General features: G+C 40.4%; 16 protein-coding genes. 6 read left to right on the top strand and 10 right to left on the bottom strand.

Going from position 1 to position 21,445, the window contains the following annotated elements; genetic code table 11:
- Positions 1-3: 3 nt before the first annotated feature.
- A complete protein-coding gene (locus C7B62_RS01095) occupies positions 4-1,149 on the top strand; it encodes an LptF/LptG family permease (RefSeq protein WP_233219749.1) in 1,146 nt (381 codons plus the stop codon).
- Between the two features lie 86 nt (positions 1,150-1,235).
- Here C7B62_RS01095 and C7B62_RS01090 read toward each other — a convergent pair whose 3' ends face one another.
- From C7B62_RS01090 to C7B62_RS01065, 6 genes are all read right to left on the bottom strand, one after another.
- Complete coding sequence (locus C7B62_RS01090; RefSeq protein WP_106232755.1) at positions 1,236-1,976, bottom strand: amino acid ABC transporter ATP-binding protein; 741 nt, start codon at positions 1,974-1,976, stop codon at positions 1,236-1,238.
- Positions 1,977-2,060: 84 nt separating this feature from the next.
- Complete coding sequence (locus C7B62_RS01085) at positions 2,061-3,089, bottom strand: amino acid ABC transporter permease (protein WP_106232754.1); 1,029 nt, start codon at positions 3,087-3,089, stop codon at positions 2,061-2,063.
- A gap of 17 nt (positions 3,090-3,106) precedes the next feature.
- Positions 3,107-4,033: an amino acid ABC transporter permease gene (locus C7B62_RS01080; RefSeq protein WP_106232753.1), complete on the bottom strand. Its 927-nt coding sequence runs from the start codon at positions 4,031-4,033 to the stop codon at positions 3,107-3,109.
- Positions 4,034-4,108: 75 nt separating this feature from the next.
- Entirely contained in the window at positions 4,109-5,194 is a 1,086-nt protein-coding gene (locus C7B62_RS01075; RefSeq protein WP_106232752.1) for an amino acid ABC transporter substrate-binding protein, read from the bottom strand.
- A 307-nt stretch (positions 5,195-5,501) separates the two neighbouring features.
- The gene (locus C7B62_RS01070; RefSeq protein WP_106232751.1) at positions 5,502-7,091 is read right to left on the bottom strand and encodes a glucose-6-phosphate isomerase; all 1,590 of its coding nucleotides are present in this window, start codon (positions 7,089-7,091) and stop codon (positions 5,502-5,504) included.
- Between the two features lie 217 nt (positions 7,092-7,308).
- Positions 7,309-8,595, bottom strand: coding sequence for a cell wall metabolism sensor histidine kinase WalK (locus C7B62_RS01065; protein WP_106232750.1), 1,287 nt, complete (start codon positions 8,593-8,595; stop codon positions 7,309-7,311).
- Between the two features lie 26 nt (positions 8,596-8,621).
- On the opposite strand from C7B62_RS01065, the gene C7B62_RS01060 reads away from it, so the two are divergent.
- From C7B62_RS01060 to C7B62_RS01050, 4 genes are all read left to right on the top strand, one after another.
- A complete protein-coding gene (locus tag C7B62_RS01060; protein ID WP_106232749.1) occupies positions 8,622-8,996 on the top strand; it encodes a hypothetical protein in 375 nt (124 codons plus the stop codon).
- A gap of 149 nt (positions 8,997-9,145) precedes the next feature.
- Positions 9,146-9,292 (top strand): hypothetical protein, encoded by a 147-nt coding sequence (locus C7B62_RS25550; protein ID WP_158260608.1) that lies wholly within the window; start codon positions 9,146-9,148, stop codon positions 9,290-9,292.
- A 151-nt stretch (positions 9,293-9,443) separates the two neighbouring features.
- Complete coding sequence (locus tag C7B62_RS01055) at positions 9,444-10,775, top strand: efflux RND transporter periplasmic adaptor subunit (RefSeq protein WP_106232748.1); 1,332 nt, start codon at positions 9,444-9,446, stop codon at positions 10,773-10,775.
- Positions 10,776-10,987: 212 nt separating this feature from the next.
- Positions 10,988-14,173 (top strand): efflux RND transporter permease subunit, encoded by a 3,186-nt coding sequence (locus C7B62_RS01050; RefSeq protein WP_106232747.1) that lies wholly within the window; start codon positions 10,988-10,990, stop codon positions 14,171-14,173.
- A 104-nt stretch (positions 14,174-14,277) separates the two neighbouring features.
- Here C7B62_RS01050 and C7B62_RS01045 read toward each other — a convergent pair whose 3' ends face one another.
- The 4 genes from C7B62_RS01045 to C7B62_RS01030 all read right to left on the bottom strand — a co-directional run bounded on the left by C7B62_RS01045 (position 14,278) and on the right by C7B62_RS01030 (position 20,515).
- Positions 14,278-15,978 carry an AarF/ABC1/UbiB kinase family protein gene (locus C7B62_RS01045; protein WP_106232746.1) on the bottom strand — a complete coding sequence of 567 codons (1,701 nt, stop codon included), beginning with the start codon at positions 15,976-15,978 and terminating at the stop codon, positions 14,278-14,280.
- An 81-nt stretch (positions 15,979-16,059) separates the two neighbouring features.
- Positions 16,060-18,063 (bottom strand): GAF domain-containing sensor histidine kinase, encoded by a 2,004-nt coding sequence (locus tag C7B62_RS01040; RefSeq protein ID WP_233219748.1) that lies wholly within the window; start codon positions 18,061-18,063, stop codon positions 16,060-16,062.
- 226 nt (positions 18,064-18,289) lie between these two features.
- Complete coding sequence (gene thiL, locus C7B62_RS01035) at positions 18,290-19,300, bottom strand: thiamine-phosphate kinase (protein WP_106232745.1); 1,011 nt, start codon at positions 19,298-19,300, stop codon at positions 18,290-18,292.
- A 102-nt stretch (positions 19,301-19,402) separates the two neighbouring features.
- On the bottom strand, positions 19,403-20,515 hold the full coding sequence (locus tag C7B62_RS01030) for a peptidylprolyl isomerase (protein ID WP_106232744.1): 1,113 nt from the start codon (positions 20,513-20,515) through the stop codon (positions 19,403-19,405).
- 304 nt (positions 20,516-20,819) lie between these two features.
- Here C7B62_RS01030 and efp point away from each other — a divergent pair, with 304 nt between their 5' ends.
- Positions 20,820-21,380: an elongation factor P gene (efp, locus tag C7B62_RS01025; protein WP_106232743.1), complete on the top strand. Its 561-nt coding sequence runs from the start codon at positions 20,820-20,822 to the stop codon at positions 21,378-21,380.
- Positions 21,381-21,445: the final 65 nt, after the last annotated feature.

The following is a 21,445-nucleotide window of genomic DNA, read 5'->3' as shown; positions in this document are numbered from 1 at the left end:
GCCTTGGGACGCAACCACAGCATCAAATATAGCTGGCAAATCTCCTTGATGGATTGCTATTTAGTTCGGCAATTAAGTTGGGTTTTCTTGTTTAGCGTAAGCTGCTTAACGACTCTCGGGGTAGCTATTGGGACAGTTGCCGATTTAGCCTTCAAAATTAATGAATACCAGCTACCAATACCGATCGCCATCCTCGTCTTTTACTATAAGATTCCTGAATATGCTGCTTATGCTTTACCGATTTCAATTCTGTTAACGAGTTTACTTATTTATGGTCAATTAAATAGCGATCGCGAATTAATTGCTCTGTTTAGTTTTGGTATTAGCAGCTATCGAATTGTTTTACCTGCTTTGTTGTTTAGTTTAATCGTCACAGGAATTACGTTTTTCCTCAATGAACTAATTGTTCCTGCTGCTAACTATCAGGCAAATTTACTGCAAAATCCATACCTGGAAAAGACGGAATTAAACTTACAAAACCAAGATATCTACTATGCTGAATATGCATCAGGTAGAGATGCTAGCAAAAAACTCCAGCGAATTTACTTTGCCGAACAATATGACCAACCAAGGTTAATCAGAGTAACCATTCTTGATTTTAAACAAGCACAAGTCAAACAGATTATTACTGCACAATCTGCTCAATGGAATCAGCAAGAGCAAACCTGGGATTTATCTCAAGGAGCGATCGCCCAGTTTGATGATCACCCTCAGATCAATACTACGGAAGAATTTACCACTGTACAAGTACCTTTTCCAGAAACTATCTTCCAGATTGTCAATCAAAAACGTAGTCCTGAAGATATGAACATCCGCCAGGCAAAAGCATACGTAAATTTAATCAAAGATAGTGCTGAACCAACTACGATTGCTCAATTTGCTGTGCTAATACAGCAAAAATACGCTTTTCCCTTTATCTGCGTAGTTTTTAACTTAATTGGTTCTGCTTTGGGGATAAAATACTTTGAGTTAAATCGTGCCAAAAGTTTTGCTCTGTGTATAGGAATTGTTTTTGCTTATTATTGCCTAGGTTTTGCCCTAGGCTCATTAGGAATCACAGGGGTAATTTCTCCTTGGCTGGCTGCGTGGTTACCAAATTTAATTGGTGTTGGCTTAGGAGGGTATTTGCTAATAGCTGATAGCTCATAAGTACGCGACTTCAAAGGTTTCTAACTCAAAAAAAATTGAATTACGAGCGCAAAGATTATTTTGATTATTTTTAAAATTGGTATAACCTAAAGAATTTGGGACAAAAATTTGCGTGTTCTTTCTTGTTTTGGAGCGGTAAAAAAGAGTTCTGGCGTTGCGGATTCCACCAGAGAACCACTGTCCATCAAGATAACGCGATCGGCAACTTCTCGCGCAAAGCCAACTTCATGAGTCACTATAACCATTGTCATGCCTTCCCTCGCCAGATTTTTCATTACATCTAATACTTCTCTGACCATTTCTGGATCTAATGCTGAGGTTGGTTCATCAAATAACATGATTTTTGGTTGCATAGCTAATGCTCGCGCGATCGCCACCCGTTGTTGTTGTCCGCCAGATAATTGTCCTGGATATTTATTAGCCTGTTCTAAAATACCCACCCGTTCTAGCAGTTGCATCGCTAATTCTTTAGCCTTTATCTTAGATAGTTTATGTACCCAAATCGGCGCTAAAGTGACATTATTTAAAATGGTTAAATGAGGAAATAAATTAAATTGCTGAAATACCATTCCTACCTCTTGGCGAATGAGTTCAATATTCCGCAAATCATTACTAAGAGTAATTCCATTAATTCGAATACTACCCTCTTGATAATCTTCCAAAGCATTAAATGTTCGAATAAATGTTGATTTTCCTGAACCAGAAGGACCCATTAAAACAACAACTTCTCCTCGATCAACAATTAAATCAACCCCTTTTAAAACATGAAATTTACCATACCACTTATGAACATTTTCGGCAACAATAATTTGTGTTTGTTCTTGCATTTTTAATTTCAAATCAATCAGATATAATAATCTTAGTCTTTATCTTTTCTCTGTTTTTTAATAGAGATAGAAAAAACCTAAATTTTAATTAATCAACTGCTTCTCCAATCGTCGAGAAGCCAAAGACATTGAATAGCAAAAGACCCAATACAATAAACCCACAAAAATATAAACTTCAGCATATCTTCCAATAAATTGTGGTTGTGCCAGGATTGATCGGGACATTCCAGTTAATTCCACTAATCCTACTAAAGATAATAATGAAGTATCTTTCAGTAAACCAATAAATTGCCCTACTATCGCTGGAATTACTGCCCGTAAAGCTTGAGGTAAGACAACTAATATAATAACTAAAGGGGTTGGCAATCCGAGTGCTTTTGCCGCTTCAATTTGTTCTCTAGGTATGGATTGAAGTCCACCTCGTACATTTTCCGCCATGTAAGCTGTACTAAACAAAACGAGTCCAGCAATGCCTCTAATCAAGCGATCTAAACGTAATTCTGTGGGTAAAAATAAGGGTAACATCACTTGAGCAATAAACAAAATACCAATTAATGGTAGACCTCTAATAATTTCAATATAAAGAATAGAAAACCAACGAATAATAAATAGATTACTGGTTCTTCCTAATGCCAATAAAATTCCCAAGGGGAAGGAGATAACAATACTAATTACTGCCATTAATAAGGTTAAAATTAAGCCATTCCATAAATTTGTGGAGATAGACTGTAGTCCCAACCCTCCACCCATGAACCAAAGAATTAATGGGCAAGATAATAACCATGTAGGTGCAAGCCAAGGAACAAGAAGATTTATAAATTTATGTTTTATTAGATTTTTCTGAGTTATAAATACACTCCAGGTAATAACAATTAAAAATGTAATTATACCTAAAACAATCCAGAGTCTCCAATAAGAGGTTTGAGGAAAACGACCGACTAAAAACAGGGGTAAATTGACTTGAACGACTTGCCATTGTGCTTCAGCAATTGTCCACCAGACGAATTTTCGAATAAACTGAATAATCAACAGTAAGCATAAGATTGTTAAGAGACTGTTATACCAACTATTAAATAAATTTTTGCGTAGCCAAGTTAATTGTATTTTCTGCAAAATAATATTTTCTGAGTTTATTTTTCTTGAATTTGTACGGTGTGATTTAATAAATTCATCAAAAAAGAGATAATCAAACTAAAGGTAAGATAAGTTAGCATGATTAATAACATTACTTCTACAGCTTTTCCTGTTTGATTAAAGGTTGTAGAGGCAACAAAATATATATCGGGATAACCGATCGCAATTGCCAAACTAGAATTTTTAGCTAAATTCAAATATTGACTGGTCAAGGGAGGAACGATCACCCGTAATGCTTGGGGAAGAACCACTAATCGCATAATTAAAGATGGTTTTAAGCCTAAAGATCTCCCTGCTTCCCACTGTCCTTTAGCGACGGATTGAATTCCTCCTCTGACAATTTCGGCAATAAACGAGGCTGTATAAAATGTTAATCCCAACAGTAATGTTGAAAACTCTGGTGAAAAGTTTAATCCTAATAGTTCTATACCATTTTGACTAAATTTAATTAACCCTAAAACTGATGCTTTATGCTCAACGTTCGGCAAGCTCAAGAAAACAGCAAAATACCAAAAAAACAATTGCAATAATAGCGGTGTATTCCGAAAGATCTCGACATAAACAAGGCTAATATTTCGCACTAACCAGTTATCAGATAGGCGAGCAATTCCTGCTGTAATACCGACAATTGTAGTGAGAAAAATTCCCGCGATCGCCACTCTTAGAGAATTGATCAGACCTACCAATAAAGCACGGGTATAAGTATCGGTTGGTTGATAGGACAGAATCGTTTCACCAATATCAAAAGAGGCTTCTTGTTGCAGAAAATTAAATCCAAACTTGATCCCCAATTGCTGTAGGTTTCGGTTCAAATTCAGCCCCAAAATAACAACGATTAGGATCGCGCAAATGACCGCCGCTAATTGTACAATAATTTGCCAAAAGCGATGATCACGCCAGAGTGGTGGTTTTGAATGGGTCATTGCTTAGAAGATAAGAAAATTTCTTGTTTCTCGTTAGCTTATTGATGGGTTTTACTTCATTTATCACTTGAAAATTTATCGAAATGGGGGCGAGTAAAGTAACCCACCTTGAGTCCAAAGCCTATTTTGATTACGGGCAAGATTCAGTTGAGAATTTTTACCTAGGTTGCGATCGTAAATTTCACCATAATTACCTACATTTTTGATAATTTTAGCAGCGAAATCATTGCTTAATCCTAACCCTTCACCCAAGTTTCCTTCTGTTCCTAAAAAGCGTTTAATATTGGGATCAGTGTTAGTTGAAAATTTTGCCAAATTCTGCGAATTAATCCCCAATTCTTCAGCTTTGATGAGGGTATAGACTACCCATGTTACCAGATCGGTCCACTGAGAATCACCTTGTTTAACTGCTGGAGCTAAGGGTTCTGAAGATAATAACTCATCCAAAATTACATTGTCTTCTGGTTTCGGTAAAGTGGTGCGTCGAGAAACTAATGCCGAGCGATCGGCGGTAATGGCATCACAACGACCTTCTGAATAGGTGGCAAAGGTAATATTAACATCTTCAAAAACAACGGGTTTATAGCTAACATTAAGCTTGCGCATTTGATCCGCTAAATTCTGCTCATTTGTTGTCCCCGTTTGCACACAAATCCCTTTACCTTTTAAATCTTCAAGGGATTTGATGCCACTATTTTTACGAATCATTATTCCTTGACCATCATAGAAAATCACGGGGGCAAAATCTAAACTTATTGAAGCATCACGACTGAGAATCCAAGTGGTATTACGGCTGAGGATATCAATTTCTCCTGTTTGTAAGACGGTAAAACGTTCTTTAGCGTTCAAATTTCTAAATTCTACAGCATCTGGATTGTCAAATAAGACAACAGCGATCGCTCGACAAATATCAACATCAATACCGCTGTATTTGCCATCAGTTCCTAAGAAACTAAACCCTGGTAATTCTCCACTTACACCACAAATCAGTTTGCCACGTTTTTTAATATTATTAACAGTATTAAGTGTATTCCTCGCAACGGGCGCTTCTGTATTACTAGCAGTATTGGTTGGATCTCTCGTTTTGTCTGACTCACTATTACAAGCACCGAGCATAAAAATCAAAGGGGCGATCGCTAATATCAAAGTAGATTTACGCATAGATTTTACCAATGTTTAAAAAGTCTCTTAATTGTAATTTTTATTCAAAGCAACAATCGAGAAGAAATCGAGATTATTATTAACTATTGGTAATCAAAATAGAATTAGATCGCGATCGTTTATACCACCAGGGACAATGTCCTTAAGATCTTTTGCTGAAAGAAATTGGAGTTATTGATAGTCAGTAGGCTAAATCGAATTAATTAAAAAATTGTCTGGTAAGAGCGAAAGTTGGTTTGCTCTTACCAAATCATCTGTTTTTTAGGGGAAATGACTATAATTTCCCTAAGTTGCGAGGTTGCGAGAATTATTTTTGCCAAGCAACTTTAATTGTCTTAGGTTGACCAATATTACCGTGGACGATAATACCTCGCTTATTAGCATTTAAATGGCGCACAATTTTATAGACCGTTTCGACCTCATCTTTAATTTGCGCCTTGGCTGATAATTCATCAAGAGATAAAGGATCATCGGTTTGTTTGAGAGTATCAACAACTTTTTTCTGAATGTCTAATACCGTTGCCGCTGCTTTTTTCCCAGCTTCGACCCCTGGCTGGTGATAGGCATTGATATTAACTAAAGAGGCATAAATACTCACTCCCCGTTCATACAGTGCAATCAAAGCACCAACAATGCGCTCATTGACTTTGGGTATAGTAATCGTAATCGAATCTCTCTGCTTATCGTTCAATGCAGTACGAGTACCCAATAAAAATCCTTTGAGATAGTCGCCCGAAGTAGTCCCTGGTTCAATTTCGACATATTCACCAGAGCGATCTTCTAAGACTTCAATAAAAGTGAGGAAAAAGTTATTTACCCCTTCTCTTAGCTGCTGAACATAAGCATGTTGATCGGTTGAGCCTTTGTTACCATAGACCGCAATCCCCTGATTAACTACCTTGCCATCTAGATCCATCTCTTTGCCCAAGGATTCCATAATGAGCTGCTGGAGATAGCGACTAAACAGCAATAAACTGTCTTTATAAGGCAGAATTACCATGTCTTTTTCGCCCCTGCCATGTCCTGCACAGTACCAAGCCATCGCTAGTAGTGCTGCGGGGTTATCCTTAAGGCTGGGCTTACGAGTCAGGGCATCCATTGCCTTTGCACCTTCTAACATCTGTTTAATGTCAATTCCCTGTAGTGCAGCAGCGACTAAACCGACAGGAGATAATTCCGAAGTCCGTCCCCCAACCCAATCACGCATGGGGAAAATAGCCAGCCAGCCTTCTCGTTCGGCGATCGCTTCTAATTTACTACTGTTTCCTGTAATGGCAAAAGCATGAGCAGCAAAATCGAGGTTGTGGTCAGCATAAACTTTTTTGACTTCCAGCATCCCATTGCGAGTTTCGGGCGTACCGCCAGACTTGGAAATCACCGATACCAAAGTAGTTGAGAGGCGATCGCCAATCTCGGCAATAACTTTATCAATTCCCGCTGGATCGGTATTATCAATAAAATGAATTTTGAGGGGAGGAGCGTTAGGAGCTAGAGCCTGAGCCACAAACTGAGGGCCTAAAGCCGAACCACCAATCCCAATTGAGAGGATGTCAGTGAACTTGGCACTGTTAGGGGGATGGATTTCTCCACTATGTACTTTTTGTTGAAAATCAAGCACACTATTGATGGTGTCTATAATATCCTGTCTTAGTTCAGCAGTTGGTGCTAGCTCAGGATCTCGTAGCCAGTAGTGACCAACCATACGATTTTCATCAGGATTGGCGATCGCTCCCCCTTCTAAAGCTGCAATATCTTTGAATGCCTTGTCAAACTTGGGTTTTAGTTGTTCGATTTGGGCTGCATCAAAGCTAATACGGCTAATATCTAAATAGAAACCTAAATCTTCATTGAAGTAAAGCCAGTCTTGATAGCGTTGCCAAAGTGCAATATTGTTCATAAAATATTTCTCAGCGCGAATACCTGTAAGTTTAATCGAACCCCCCTCTGCTTTAAAATTTGTTTTAGATTTTCTCTATGTCAGTTTATTTTATTGCTCAGCGCCGCTTGCACCCACCGCATTGGGTGTAAACAGTCGGTGATTCCAGCTATAAGCTGTAAGCTATAAGCTTTTGAGTCAGACAAGGTTTTAGTCTTGAACCGCTTAAATAATCTAATTAAACTATCGGTAAAAAAATCTGAAATTTAGTACCTTTATCCAAAGAGCTTTCCACGGTAATTTGACCATTATGGGCTTGAATAATTTGCTTGGCGATCGCCAAGCCCAAGCCAAAACCTCCTGTTTCTCTGGATCGCGCTATGTCTACTCGATAAAAGCGATCGAAAATGCGGGGTAAATCGTCGGGAGGAATACCAATACCATTATCTTCAATACTAATAATTCCTTGACGAGATTTTATCGCCAGTGTCAAACCAACTTTTCCGCCAGCAGGTGTATATTTATAAGCATTATTAATTAAGTTTTTAAGAGCCTGTTGTAAAAGTTCGCGATCGCCTTTAAAAACAACGGTCGAGGGAGAAAGATCGCTAACAAAATTCAAGTTTTTCTCTGTAGCTAAAGTTTGAAATTCACTGCTCAAAGATTGCAACAAATCGTGTAAGTCAATCGCTTCTAAATCATCAGGATTTAGTCTTCCTTCATGACGTGCTAAAAATAATAAATTACTAATTAAGCTACTGGTTGACTTCGTAATCGTAACGATATTTTCCAACCTTTGACGAGGCTGATTAGAATCATCCGCAGGAGACAATAAACCGACTTGAGCATTACTTAAAATTGCCGAGATCGGGGCGCGTAATTCGTGAGAAGCATCAGCCGTAAAACGTTGTAATTGTTCGTAAGCTTTCTGAGTCGGTTTCATTGCTACTCCGCCCAAAAACCAACCCACTAAACCAGTCAAACCCAGAGTTAATGGTACACCTAAAGCTAAAAACAATTGAGTTTTTGCCAAATCTTTTTGAATCGAACACAGAGAATTAGCAATTTGTAAATAACCGATCGCCACTTGATTATAATAAACTGGCAATGTTAATTGACGAACCAATTCATCGCGATCGCTTGACTGACAAGAGCGACTAGGATTGAGAGTTTGATATTTCGATACTGCGTCAAATTGTTTGGTGGTATTTTTGCCGATTAACTCTAGTAAATTTCCTTGCCGATCGTACCAACGAATGTAAGCTAGCTCTACTTCCATACCCAGAGGTAAGGCTTTCATTCCTTGAAGTGAAATATCTCTAATTTCAATTTGCCATGTTTCTTGCTGAAGTTGATATTGTGTTTTTGAAGTGACATATTTGCTTTGCATATATAATGCTTGGTCAACAATGCGAATTTTCTCTCTCAACTGAATGTAGTAAAGAGTCAAAGCAAACAAAGCCAGGATACCACCCATCGAGATGGTAAACCAATAGGCAAGACGACGACGGCTATGATGGAACATTTATCGTTTTTAACTACAATATTTTAATGCGTCGATTTCAATGGCTTCGTTTTTTAGGTTCTTTGGGTGTAGAATTTTGGCTACCTTTACCTTTGATTGGACTAGTTTTTTGGCTAATAATTCAATTTATTACCGCCCAAAATTTACGTCTTAGTAATTATAGCGATCGCAAATTAGAAGTCAACCAAAATCAACCATCTCCCTCTGGGCAAATTTTATCAATTAAAGTGAAAGTCGATCGCCAATCCAATTCCTCTCAAGTCCAAGTCCAACAAGCTACAAGTGCCATTCAGAAACAAGAATTTAAAATACCCATAACTGAATCAGATCAGCTAGAAATGGCGATCGCTAAAAAACTTAATTTATCTGTAGAACAAGTAAGAGAGTTAATTTATTATTAATTATTTTGCTAGGTAACAGAATCAGACCAATAGCTTAATTAAATTATTAATTGCCAATTTTAAATTTTGAATTGTGCTGACATTTCTCTGTCACATTCTATTTTCATAATAGTCAATAACCAACAATAAAACTTGGGAAAATCAAGACTATGAAAATTAAGTTGTTGCCAATCTTAGCAGGTGTTTTAATGTTTGCTGCCACAATCGTACCTTTATCTGCCCAAGCTTGCTCTGGTAGTAAAGATACTAACAATTCTGAAAATCCTACAGAACCTAGTAATCTTCCTCAAACATAAGACTTTTGACGCGATTAGCTTACTTCTAGATATGACAAATTAAATAATTTCCAGTATCTAGGACTTAAGATCTTGCTCGTCAAACCTTCGCCCGAACTATTTCGGGCAGGATGTTTATTTAGATGACTATTTAACACTACATTATATAAAGATGAACAATTTTGAGCCTGAAGTGACGAAGGAATCATCAGAATCAGAGCCATCCTTATCTCAGCCACCTCATCATCAAAATTCTTGGCGTTGGATTCTTATCTTGATTGCGATCGCTGCGATTGGCGGAATCTGGCAGATTTTTGAACCTGACGCTAGCCCACCTGAGGCTGCGGTAGCGCAACAGACAACTCCGCCTCGCCCAATTTCAACAACTAATTTAACTACTGGTAATGCTACTAGAGAAGTAGAACTTCTCGGTCAAGTAGAATCCAGACAACAAGCCAATATTCGTTCCCGAATTGATGGTTTAGTGGAAGAAATTTTCGTCGAACCAGGCGATCGCGTTGAAAGAGGAACGACGATCGCTATTCTTGATAATGCTGACGGAGAAGTGGCACTTGCTCAGGCAAAGGCACGTTTGGCACAAGCACAAAGCAATCTCGCCCGTTTAGAAGTGGGTACGCGCCCCGAAATTATCGCTCAAAGACAAGCGGTTTTAAGTTCTGCACGAGCTAGAGAACAAGAGGCACAAGATAATCTCGAACGTACTTCGGATTTAGTCGCACAAGGGGCGCAATCCCAAAGAAGCTTAATTGAAGCCCGTTCGGCTGTCGATGATGCTAGAGGAAATACTTTAGAAGCAGAAGCCTCCTTGCAAGAAGCGATCGCTGGGCCGATTCGTGAGGAGATTGAGGCACAACGAGCAAATGTCGCAGCAGCCGAAGCAGCTGTAAATCGCGCGGAAATAGATTTAGAACGTACTCAAATTCAAGCAATCTCTGATGGAGTAGTACAGCAAAGGCACGTCAGCGCGGGGGATTATGTTGAAAGTGCCGATCAAATCGCGACTTTAGTTGCTAGCGATAGCTTAGATGTCTTTTTAGAAGTTCCTGAAGAACTAGCAAGCAGCATTCAACCAGGATTGCCAGTAACCTTGAATACCCGTGCTTTACCTCAATGGCAAGGGCGCGCCACTATTACAGGGATAGTTCCCACAACAGATACAGCCTCCAGAAGACAAAGAATTAGAGTGCGTTTAGACAATCCTCCTCCAGGTTTATTATCTGGGATGGCTGTCATGGGGAATCTGCAATTACAGAGCGATCGCCCTAGTTTTGTTATTTCACGGGATGCTATTACCAGGAGAGAAGATCGTTGGTTAGTCTATACCCTAGCCGATAACCAAGCTCAAGAAATTGAAGTAGAAATGATGGCTGATATGGGCGATCGCGTTGCTATTTACAACCCACAATTGCGATCGGGACAAGCGATCGTTTTAAGCGGGGGAGATGGGTTGAGTGATGGTGCGATGGTTAAGGTTGTTCGGTAGGTAGTAGGTAGTCCTAAAGGATAAGCTTCGCAAATAGGTAGTAGGTAGTCCTAAAGGATAAGCTTCGCAAATAGGTAGTAGTTAGTCCTAAAGGATAAGCTTCGCAAATAGGTAGTAGGTAGTCCTAAAGGATAAGCTTCGCAAATAGGTAGTAGGTAGTAGGTAAGGGGAAAGGGAAAGGGGAAAATTTAACAACTAAAAATTAAACTATTATGAATTTTATTGAAACTGCGGTGCGCTGGCGACATGGAACTTTTGTTTTATTTTGTTTGCTAGCGGTATTAGGAATATTTTCACTTTTAAATTTGCCCTTAGAATTGCAACCAGGGGGCGATCGCCCAGAAATTAGTATTACGACTCCTTATCCTGGTGCTTCTCCGACGGAAGTGGAGGATTTAGTAACTCGTCCTATCGAAGAAAGGATGGAGGAGGTTTTAGGCGTACAAAAAATTGATAGTAATTCTCGTCCTGGTATTAGTAGTATCACTCTGGAGTTTGATTGGAGTAGCGATCTCAACGAACGTCTGGTAGATGTTTTAAATAAATTGCAACAGGTAGAAGAATTACCAGAAGAAACCAGCGAGTCTAATGTGGAATTGGTTGGCGGGAATAGTTCGCCGATGATGTGGATTGTGATCGCCCCCAAGGAAGGGGAGCAAAGCAATCCCGATCGCTATCGAGATTTAGCTGAAGATACGATCGTGCCTAGATTGCGTCGAGTTGAAGGTGTGGGACAGTTTATTATCCCTGGGGGTAGGGAAAGAGAAGTGGAGGTAAGAGTCGATCCCCAAGCACTTGCCGATCGCAACTTGACTATTAGTGATGTGGTTCGGGTCTTACAAGATAATAACCGCGATATTCGGGGTGGCCCTTTGGTAGTGGGTAGAAGAGAATATCGAGTGCGGACTGTCAGTAGATCGCAACAGTTAGCCGAAATGGAAGGGTTTGTCCTGCGACGGGATGCTTCGGGAACGGTTTATTTAAGAGATGTCGCCCAAGTACAGATGGGACGAAGAGTTCAAGAGAGTGCTTTGATTTTTAATGGCGAACCCGCCGTGGCGATTGGGATTATCCGTCGAGTTGGGGCTAATGTACCAGATGTAGCTAGAGGCGTTAGAGAAATTATCTCGGAATTTCAAACCCAGTTTGATCGAGATGGAGAAGGAATTCGCTTTGTTTATAACTATGACGAAAGTGAATATATCAATCAATCCATCGCTTTAGTCGAAGGAAATTTACTGACTGGTGCGCTGCTAGCTACGGCGGTGTTGATTCTTTTCCTCGGTTCGATGCGAACAGTAGCTGTGATTGCTTTGACTATTCCAACTACTTTAATTGCTGTATTTATCGTCATGTCTTTCTTAGGACGAACGCTGAATATTATCAGTTTGGCAGGTTTAGCCTTTGCTGTGGGGATGGTAGTCGATAATGCGATCGTGGTGATTGAGAATGTTTTTACGCATCTACAACAAGGCAAAAGACCAGTCTCCGCAGCGATCGATGGCACGCAGGAAGTTTGGGGGGCAATGTTAGGTTCTACTCTGACTAATGTGGTGGTATTTTTGCCTCTAATAATCGTGACAGGGGAAGCAGGACAATTATTTTACGATATGGCGATCGCTTTATCGGCTTCTTCTTTATTTTCTCTGCTTGCTGCGATAACTTTAGTCCCCATGTTATCTGGTTTATTTCTCAAACAATCCGAAGCAATGCAAATGATGGAGGGAGGGGAATATATCGGTGGTAATTGGTTAGAGCGATCTGTGGCGAAAACATCCGCTATTTTTCAGTTATTTCAAGGCAAATTAGAGAATTTTCTAGCTAATACGGTCAGATGGTCTTTAGGAAGGGGTAAAATCGGACGCAGATTATTTTTACTAGCTATTCCTTTAACTCTTTTAGTTTCTTGTTTGTTTCTTTTACCTCCTGCTGATTATTTACCTGAAGGAAATCGCAATTTACTCTTGTGGGCAGCAGAACCCTTACCAGGAACGAGTATTCCCGAAGCCATTGAGCTTTCAGCAGCACCAAGAGAATTTTTACGTCAACAACCAGAAGTAGATCGGGTTATGTTGATCGAACGACCTGGGAGAAGGGGTATTGCGACAATTTTAAAGCCTGAATTTGCGACTACTCAAGGACTTGCAGATATGGTTGATCGGATGCGCGCTGCCAGTAATAATTTTCCTGGTTATCGCTTTTTAGTGCCAACTCGTCTCTCTATTTTTCAAGATCCAGGTAAAGAATTTGAAATTGATATTATTGGTACGGATTTGGCAGAATTAAGTCAGTTAGACCGAGAAATTACGGAAAAATTGCGTTCTTTTACAGGAGTAGAAAATGTCCGTTCTAACTTCGTTTTTGGTGCAGGAGAATTACAAGTTATTCCCAACCGCGAACGTTTAGCAGAAGTCGGTATCGACGAAGCAGAAATCGGCTCGATGGTAGAAGCTGCTTTAGGTGGGCGTTTTGCTTCTGATTATATCGATGGGAAAGAAGAATTAGATGTGTCTGTGGAACTGCAAGATACTTTCGTTGAAACCCCAGAACAATTGCGTCAATTACCTTTATATACAAGTCAAGGACTAATCCAATTAAGTGACGTAGCCGAAATTAGAGAAACAACTGGTGCAGATGTCATTAATCACGTTGATTTAGAGCGATCTGTTACTTTAACTACTTCTTTAGCACCCGATGCACCTTTGAGTTCTTTAGTCGAGCAAGCAGAAAATGAAGTTCTCGCACCTTTGCGTAATAGTTTACCTGCTGGCTATCGTCTAGAATTAGCTGGTTCGGCCGATCGCTTGGCAGAAACTATCGCTCAATTAATAAGAGCTTTTTCTCTATCCATTTTAATCACTTACTTACTATTAGTTGCCCTTTATCGTTCTTTTCTCTATCCTTTGGTGATTATGATGACTGTACCGATGGGATTGAGTGGTGCTTTATTATGTTTGGTAATTGCCAACCGCATCCCTGGTTTAATCGTCCCTTTAGATATGATTACCGCCCTGGGATTTATTATTTTGACAGGAATTGTCGTCAATAATGCGATCCTGTTAGTCGATCGCGCCCTACAACTACAAGCAGAAGGGATGAATTACGACAAATCTCTTTATGAAGCAACTCGCGATCGCTTACGGGCAATCTTTATGTCGGCGGGAACTAGCGTTTTAGGTATGTTACCCCTAGCAATCATTCCAGGACAAGGTGCAGAACTCTATCAAGGATTGGGAATCGTTTTAACAGGAGGCTTGGCATTCTCAACTATTCTTACTCCTACAGTTGTTCCAGCCATTATGGGCTTACTGAGAGATTTCTCTGGTAGCAAACTCAATCATTTCCCACCAACCAATCCTCTCGAAAAACAAGCGATCCGTAAGGTACGCGGAACGTAATCGCTCTTAATAATGGTGCAGATCGCAGCCTGAGAGAGTAACTACTACCCACTACCCACTACCCACTACCCACTACCCACTACCCACTACCCACTACCCACTACCTACTTTTGCGCCATCTTATACATCTTTTCTCTAGCTGCCATACTGGTTAAAGAGCGCAGCAGCAGAATAAACCAAAAGGTAGCAAAACAAAAAAGAGCGATCGCCACCCCTTTGATTTGACCAACTAGCAATACTGAGCCTGACAAAAGGCAAAACCCCGATAAACAAGTATAGATAAGGCTTTTGATGCCCAATTGGATTTGTTTAAGCGATCGCTCGCTTTCGATGGATTTAACCTTAACCTGTAACTCACCTAGATCTAAACGAGATTCTAGACGCATGATCGAGGTTTGAGTACGGTTAGGCTGTCTAAGTTTGTACTGAATAAAGTCTTTAGTTTGTCGAGCCAAGATACCTAACATACTCCCCTGCTGCTGCTGAAAGGCAATTTGCTTCAGGAAGGGTTGGGCTGCTGCCAAGAGATTATACTGGGGATCTAGAGCGCGAGCGATGCCATCTAGAGTAGTTAAGGATTTGACCACAAAAGTCATCTGGGGTGGCAAGCGAAAGGGCTGCTGCTCAAAAATGGCGTAGACTTCTTCAGTGATCTGCTCAAAAGCTCTAACATCCACGGGCTTATCACGAAACTCCTTGAGCATAAAGGCAATCATCCGCTTAACAGGGGTCATATCTGCCACAGGTTCAATCAAACCCATATAGATCAAAGTTTCCACTACTTCATCAGTGTCGTTTTTCAACACGGCAAAAAACGTCTTGATCATCTGATCTTTGGCAATAGTTTTAACTTCCGCCATCGTGCCAAAGTCATAAAAGATAATATCCCCTCGCGGACTTACCGCCATATTGCCTGGATGGGGGTCAGATTGAAAAAAGCCGTCTTCTAAAAGCTGTTTTAAATAACAGGTAATGCCCAACTGAATCACTGCTTGGGTATCAATTTGACTGGCTTCTAATGCTGGTCGATTATCAATTTTGATACCTGGTAAGTACTCTAGAGTGAGAATTTTTGAGGTGGTGTATTGCCAATATACTTGAGGCACCGCAACTCGCTGATAGTCCTGAAAATTTTGGCGAAAGCGATCGGCATTTTTGCCTTCGTGAATATAGTCAATTTCTTGATATAAAAGCTCAAAAAATTCGCGATAAATTGCTTCTAAATTAAACTTACGGATGCCTTTGAGCAGTCGATTGAGCCAGCGTACCAAATGATGTAGAATCTCAAAATCTAGGTTAAACAAACGAGCCAAACCTGGGCGCTGTACTTTGACTACTACATCTTCTCCCGTATGCAATCTGGCTTTGTGTACCTGCCCCAAACTAGCCGCCGCCAGGGGTGTGGGATTAAATTCGGCAAATAGTACTGAGATGGGTTTACCTAATTCTTGTTCAATGACAGCGATCGCCAACTCGGAAGAAAAAGGCGGAACTCGATCCTGTAACTGACTAAATTCTTCAATATACTCAATAGGAATTAAATCGGCGCGGGTGGATAAAGACTGCCCAATTTTAATAAAAGTCGGACCTAATGCTAAAATATTTTTTACTAACCATTTGGCAATTCGATGTCTGCGTTGAGCAGAATTATTACCCGTAACTTTATCCCACCAGAGAGAAAAAAGTAATTTAATCGAGATACCAAAAATTTTAAATCGGCGCAAAAATGGCGAATAATGATAGCTATCAGGAGGAGATAACAATCTTTTTTGAGAAACAGGCTGTTTACTTTTGTGCCATTTCATAGAGATATCAAAGAGCCGACCAAGTTAGAAATAAAATTAATTTTCAAGCGATCAACTAATATTAAATAGCCGATCATCAGCCTAGCCAATAGATGGTTGAATTTGTGGTAATTTCAACACAAAAGTAGTCACGAATATTGTCTTCTCATCATCCACAGGATTACTGGTAACTTCAATCTTACCGTTTAAATGTTCTACTAGATACTGAACTAATGTTAGTCCCAGACCCGTTCCTGGCACAGCACGATCCGTTACGCCCTTACCTCGTCGAAACTTGTCAAAAATATACGGCAGTTCTTCTGGAGTAATTCCTGCGCCAACATTAGTCACCGCAATGACAATTTCTGATTGTGTGGCAGTTAGCTGATGAGATGCAGATAGTTCAATTGTCGTCTGAGCATCGCAATATTTACCAGCATTCAAAAGTAGTTCATGTAAAATATATTCTAAACTTTCCGCATCAGTATGAATTTTTAACTTTGGTGGCTCGACAGCACAAACTAAATTAAGATTGCGATCTGTCTGCCATTTGGCTACAAAAGATTGCCTCAAATCCTCAATAGTTTTACCCAAATGTAGTTCTTGAGGTTTATAACTTAATTCTCCCGATTCCACCTGTTGCAGGGTTAGCAAATCTTTAATCAGATTATATTCACGATTCCATTCTTCCTCCAGAATATCGAGATACTTCTCTCGCATTTGGGGGGATATTTCTGTCTGACGAAGCATCTTAATAGCGATTTTCATGCTGGTCAAAGGAGTCTTGAGTTCATGACTCATGCTATTCATAAAGTCATCTTTAAGCTGATTGAGCTTTTGCAGTTGTTTAATGTGTTGACGCATTTTAGTAGAAAGTTTGCCCTGCATATCCATACTAGACTTGAGTTGTGCTGTTCTCTCATCAACAACTAGCTGAACTCGATTGAGGGTTTGCTCATGAATAATTGCCGTACTCATCTGTACTCCAACCCAACTGATTAACTCCAGTTCATCTTGTGACCAATTACGCATAGTATTACTTTGTAAGACGAGAAAACCCAGCACCATTGCCGAATCGGTTTCACTGGTTTTTTTACCCATCAGGGGCATCATCAGCAGCGCGCTACCTATGGTGGGAACTGAGTCTACCGTCACATCAGGAAAAGAGGCATGATTGAGGTAAAGACAGTTTGGGGCATTACGCCAGGCTTGCTGACACAGATTTGAGTGATTGAGGTTAAATGAGGATTCTGCTGGTAATGAAGCTTGTTCAGAACTCCATTGATAATTAATGTTAGCAGTACCCTTAACTAAATCGCGATCGCGAAGCGTACCCGAAGGGTAATCGCGATCTTTAGCTCTTAAAGGATTGCGATATTTAAACATCAAAATCAGGCTACGATCTAGCTTAAGAGCATGACCAATCTCACTCAGACAATTCTGCAAGAATGATTCTAGTCGATACCCCTGGCTAATTTGTTGACTCAAATTGTTGAGTAAAGTTTGATAGCGAGATTTAGTGCAGGATTGCTGCTGAAGTTGTGCTTGAGCAATAGCGATCGCCAGCGGATTCAAGCTTTGGGTAAGCAACTGGTGTTCATCATGACTCCAAGCTGAACCAGATTTGAACAACAAAACTAAACCATTAGTTCGACCTTGAAACTGGGTTGTGATTCCCAGCCAAGTTCGAGTCGGTAAAATATTTTCGATTAAACAATCAATCGTCTTGTATAAAGGAGATGTAGTTTCGACTAAAGAAGATGGGGTTGAATCCTGATGGATTGATAAGCGGGATAGCTGCTCAATTGCTGACTCTGTAAATAAGCCTGTTTCTTGCCAATAGCCAATTTGATTGGTCTCCAGAGAATTAGTCCCCTGGGAAATGACAACACATCCATTTGCAGTAAATGATTGGCAGATCGTTGTTGCCAAATCTGACAAAATTGTTGAGCTATCTGAGTTATTTAAGGCAATCTGCAAAATAGCGGTTGCCAACTGTTCGCTACCTCGGGCTTGTTGCATCATCTTAGGCAATCGCTGCTCTATATTTGGGTGAGAAATTGAAAGGGGCATTAGTTTTAATGAACCGTGATCGAGTTGATTCATGGCAGTTTCAATGAGCTATTCCCGATGAGTCAACGTTACACCGTCGTAAAACGACGGTGTAACGTTGACCGCCTTCCGCGGTCAGAGAAAAAAAATTATTAGGCTAAATAGCTCACAATCTTCTCTTACAGCATTATGATTCCCATTATTAACTAACAAATCTATAACAGGATAACCATTTTCCCTGTGGTATGGATGAATAACTGATGTTACGCACGTTTATTGCCTAGAAATGTTGAAATCCCCGATCTTGATTTAAAAATTCTGTTAGCAATTTAGGAGAGGCTAAATTAGGGGAGTCTGCCATCTGGATGGCGGTATTTGCCGTAATTGTGCCAATTATTGCTGCGTAATTGCCTAACATCTCCACCAGTTTGATGGCATAAAACTGGGGAAGACACAAAACCAACTCAAAATCTTCGCCACCATTCAGCACCCATGACCAGGCTGTCTCTTTTCCTGCCAATTTCGTCAACCCTGAAAAAACTTGGATTCCTGAACGTTCAATGATTGCCCCAACCCCACTCCGCTGACAAATTTGCTGAATCGCATCTGCCAAACCATCGCTGCTATCCATTCCTGCGATCGCTACTGATTCAGGAATCTCTCTTAGATAAGGCATGACATCTAATCTAGGCTGGGGTCGTTGATGAGCTTTAATTAAGCGTTCCTGCTCTGCTCTGGTCAAATTATGTGCTTGATCAAAGTTTAGCAGTAGCTCCAATCCACCCCGCGATAAACCATGTAAACCAGTAATTACAATAGCATCTCCTGGTCGCGCCTGATGACGACAGATCGCTCGCTGGGGCAATACTTCTCCTAAGGCGGTAATTGCCAAACTAACTACCGTTGAACGACAAATATCTCCCCCCACTAAAGGGGTCTGATAAGCTTTAAGACAGGCGCTCATTCCCTGATAAACTGATTCAACCCAGCTTACTGGCTTACTCCCAGGAAGTGACAAACCAACGGTAATGCCGATGGGTTTTGCCCCCATTGCTGCCAGGTCAGAAAGATTGGCGGCTACGGCTCGCCAACCCACATCAAAAGGGCTGGTAGTGCGATCGCTAAAGTGAACTCGATCCACTAGAACATCTGTGGTCACCACTAAGGATTTCTGGTCGGCGATCGCCAAAATTGCCCCATCGTCCCCCACCACATCAACAGGACAAAAACGCTGTAATCTCTCTAACAGACCATGTTCACCTAAATCTTTAACCAGAAGTTCGTCAGTCATGGTTAATTACTGGAGAGTTGTTTAGTTTAAAAGCGTCAACTATTTAGCTAGGAGGAGATGGGCCTACACCCATCCCCCTGACTACTGACTACCTATTGTTCATTAGTCAGGTTCTTTCAAGTTTTCAATTCCCTTAATTACCTTGGCAGAAATAATTTTATCTCCTGCGGTTAATTCTTCTAAAACTTCCTTGCCTTCGGTAAGATAGCCAAAGACAGAGTAACGCCCATCCATTAGGTTATATCCAGGAGGCGTAACTTCTGTATCAAACTTGAAAAAGAAAAACTGAGAAGAACCACCGTTAGGATCGTCTCCTGGACGAGCTAAAGCCATTGCACCATAAGAGTTAAAAGGAATTACTGGTTGGTCTAGGTAGCGACCTAGTTCCTCTAAAGTCTCTCCATATACGGGTAAATCGTCCCCCTTAACCAATACTTCCATCGGAATTGCTCGATATTCATTAGTTTTAGGGTCAATAAAACCATTGGCTTCTCCTGGTGGATCTCCCGCCTGCAAAATATAGAAATCTTCGGCACGATTAAATTCTAAACCATCGTAAAAACCTCGTTTAACCAAATCAACAAAATTCCCCCCGTTAACGGGCGCACTATAACCATCTACCACGACGGTAAGATCGCCTTTATTTGTCTCCATTGCTACAGTTGCTCTCCCTAAAAGCTGGGGTAAATCAGAGTACTCAGCAGGAACTTCATAAGGAAAGCCCACGACCATTAGCTCTTCTAAATCAGTGACTAAATTTAGCAGCTCTGCTCTTTTAAGATAGGTAGCTTCGCGATCTTTAGCAGCGACAATTTCTTGCAGTTCGGTAGTTCCCTGAGCTAGTTGGTCAATTAGTTCTTCTGCTTGAGACTTTCGTTCATCAGGAATAGTCGCCAATAGCTGCTGACGACGAGCAGATAAGACAAAACTTGCGTCTGTAATATTACGACTAATATTTTTCCAGCGTTTAGCCCTGAGCTTGTTAGAAATTTCTTCCAAACTTTTTTGCAGTTTCCTAACGGAATCATTTTCAATGGGCAGTGCATAGCGCAAAATAGCCTGGGGATCGGTGACAGCATCGCCCTGAGCTAGAACAGCCGATGCTTGCGGTTGCCAAGCAACCAAACCAGTTACCACAATCATCACTGCTAAAATCAAGGTAACAATGCGATCAAGCTGACATCTGCTTAAAAAAGTACTTTTCTTAATGTTCATAAATATGTAATATGTCCGTAAATCTAATCTTGACAGTCGCCCGAAAATATTCAGCCCAACCAAAACTACTAAGGTGTATGTTCTTAGTATTTGCTCTCCCTTGTCAACATTTCTTTACTTCTGTTGGTACTCAATTGCTTTTAATTTAAGAACACAGAAGAATAGGCGACTAGAGACTGTCATACTTGAAGATCGCCCATCCCATCATCACTGCTTTATCCTTCATCCCTGGTGACACATCTTTGTTGAAGCCCGCCATCAGGTACAATTAAATGTCGATCTTTAAGCACATATTTTTAGCTGCATGATTTCTAGTAATGACTTTCGCACGGGAGTTACTGTTGAGATGGATGGTTATGTCTGGCGAGTAGTAGAGTTTCTGCACGTCAAACCAGGTAAAGGTTCAGCATTTGTCAGAACTAAGCTCAAAAACGTCCAAACAGGAAACACTATCGAAAAAACGTTTCGTGCTGGAGAAACCGTTCCCCAAGCAAATTTAGAAAAGCGCACCATGCAATATACCTATAAAGATGGAGAAGAATTTGTCTTTATGGATATGCAAACCTATGAAGAGACGCGCATGAGTAGCGATAATTTAGGCGATCGCATTAACTTTCTCAAAGAAGAAATGGAGGTTAACGTCATTTTTTGGGATGAGAAGGTGCTAGAGATAGAATTACCCACCTCTGTCGTCTTAGAAATCACTGATACTGACCCAGGCGTTAAAGGCGACACTGCCACAGGAGGCACTAAGCCTGCTATTGTCGAAACAGGCGCTCAAGTAATGGTACCTTTATTTATTGCCATTGGTGAAAAGATTAAGGTCGATACTCGTGATGGTTCTTATCTGGGTCGAGAAAATTAAATCTCGATCTTTCCTAAGAAATTCATTAGCAATCTCCGAAATCTCTTAGATACGTATAAATACTA

The sequence above is a fragment of the Pleurocapsa sp. CCALA 161 genome (assembly GCF_003003995.1).
GTDB lineage: Bacteria > Cyanobacteriota > Cyanobacteriia > Cyanobacteriales > Xenococcaceae > Waterburya.
The sequence above is the reverse complement of the archived record's forward strand: the minus strand, read 5'-3'. Positions and strand labels throughout refer to the sequence as shown.

Excerpts from the sequence above, each read along its gene's own strand:
- C7B62_RS01090 (WP_106232755.1), bottom strand. The coding sequence starts at position 1,976 with ATGCAAGAACAAACACAAATTATTGTTGCCGAAAATGTTCATAAGTGG.
- C7B62_RS01080 (WP_106232753.1), bottom strand. The coding sequence starts at position 4,033 with ATGACCCATTCAAAACCACCACTCTGGCGTGATCATCGCTTTTGGCAA.
- C7B62_RS01075 (WP_106232752.1), bottom strand. The coding sequence starts at position 5,194 with ATGCGTAAATCTACTTTGATATTAGCGATCGCCCCTTTGATTTTTATG.
- C7B62_RS01070 (WP_106232751.1), bottom strand. The coding sequence starts at position 7,091 with ATGAACAATATTGCACTTTGGCAACGCTATCAAGACTGGCTTTACTTC.
- C7B62_RS01065 (WP_106232750.1), bottom strand. The coding sequence starts at position 8,595 with ATGTTCCATCATAGCCGTCGTCGTCTTGCCTATTGGTTTACCATCTCG.
- C7B62_RS01060 (WP_106232749.1), top strand. The coding sequence starts at position 8,622 with ATGCGTCGATTTCAATGGCTTCGTTTTTTAGGTTCTTTGGGTGTAGAA.
- C7B62_RS25550 (WP_158260608.1), top strand. The coding sequence starts at position 9,146 with ATGAAAATTAAGTTGTTGCCAATCTTAGCAGGTGTTTTAATGTTTGCT.
- C7B62_RS01055 (WP_106232748.1), top strand. The coding sequence starts at position 9,444 with ATGAACAATTTTGAGCCTGAAGTGACGAAGGAATCATCAGAATCAGAG.
- C7B62_RS01050 (WP_106232747.1), top strand. The coding sequence starts at position 10,988 with ATGAATTTTATTGAAACTGCGGTGCGCTGGCGACATGGAACTTTTGTT.
- C7B62_RS01045 (WP_106232746.1), bottom strand. The coding sequence starts at position 15,978 with ATGAAATGGCACAAAAGTAAACAGCCTGTTTCTCAAAAAAGATTGTTA.
- C7B62_RS01040 (WP_233219748.1), bottom strand. The coding sequence starts at position 18,063 with ATGAATCAACTCGATCACGGTTCATTAAAACTAATGCCCCTTTCAATT.
- thiL (WP_106232745.1), bottom strand. The coding sequence starts at position 19,300 with ATGACTGACGAACTTCTGGTTAAAGATTTAGGTGAACATGGTCTGTTA.
- C7B62_RS01030 (WP_106232744.1), bottom strand. The coding sequence starts at position 20,515 with ATGAACATTAAGAAAAGTACTTTTTTAAGCAGATGTCAGCTTGATCGC.
- efp (WP_106232743.1), top strand. The coding sequence starts at position 20,820 with ATGATTTCTAGTAATGACTTTCGCACGGGAGTTACTGTTGAGATGGAT.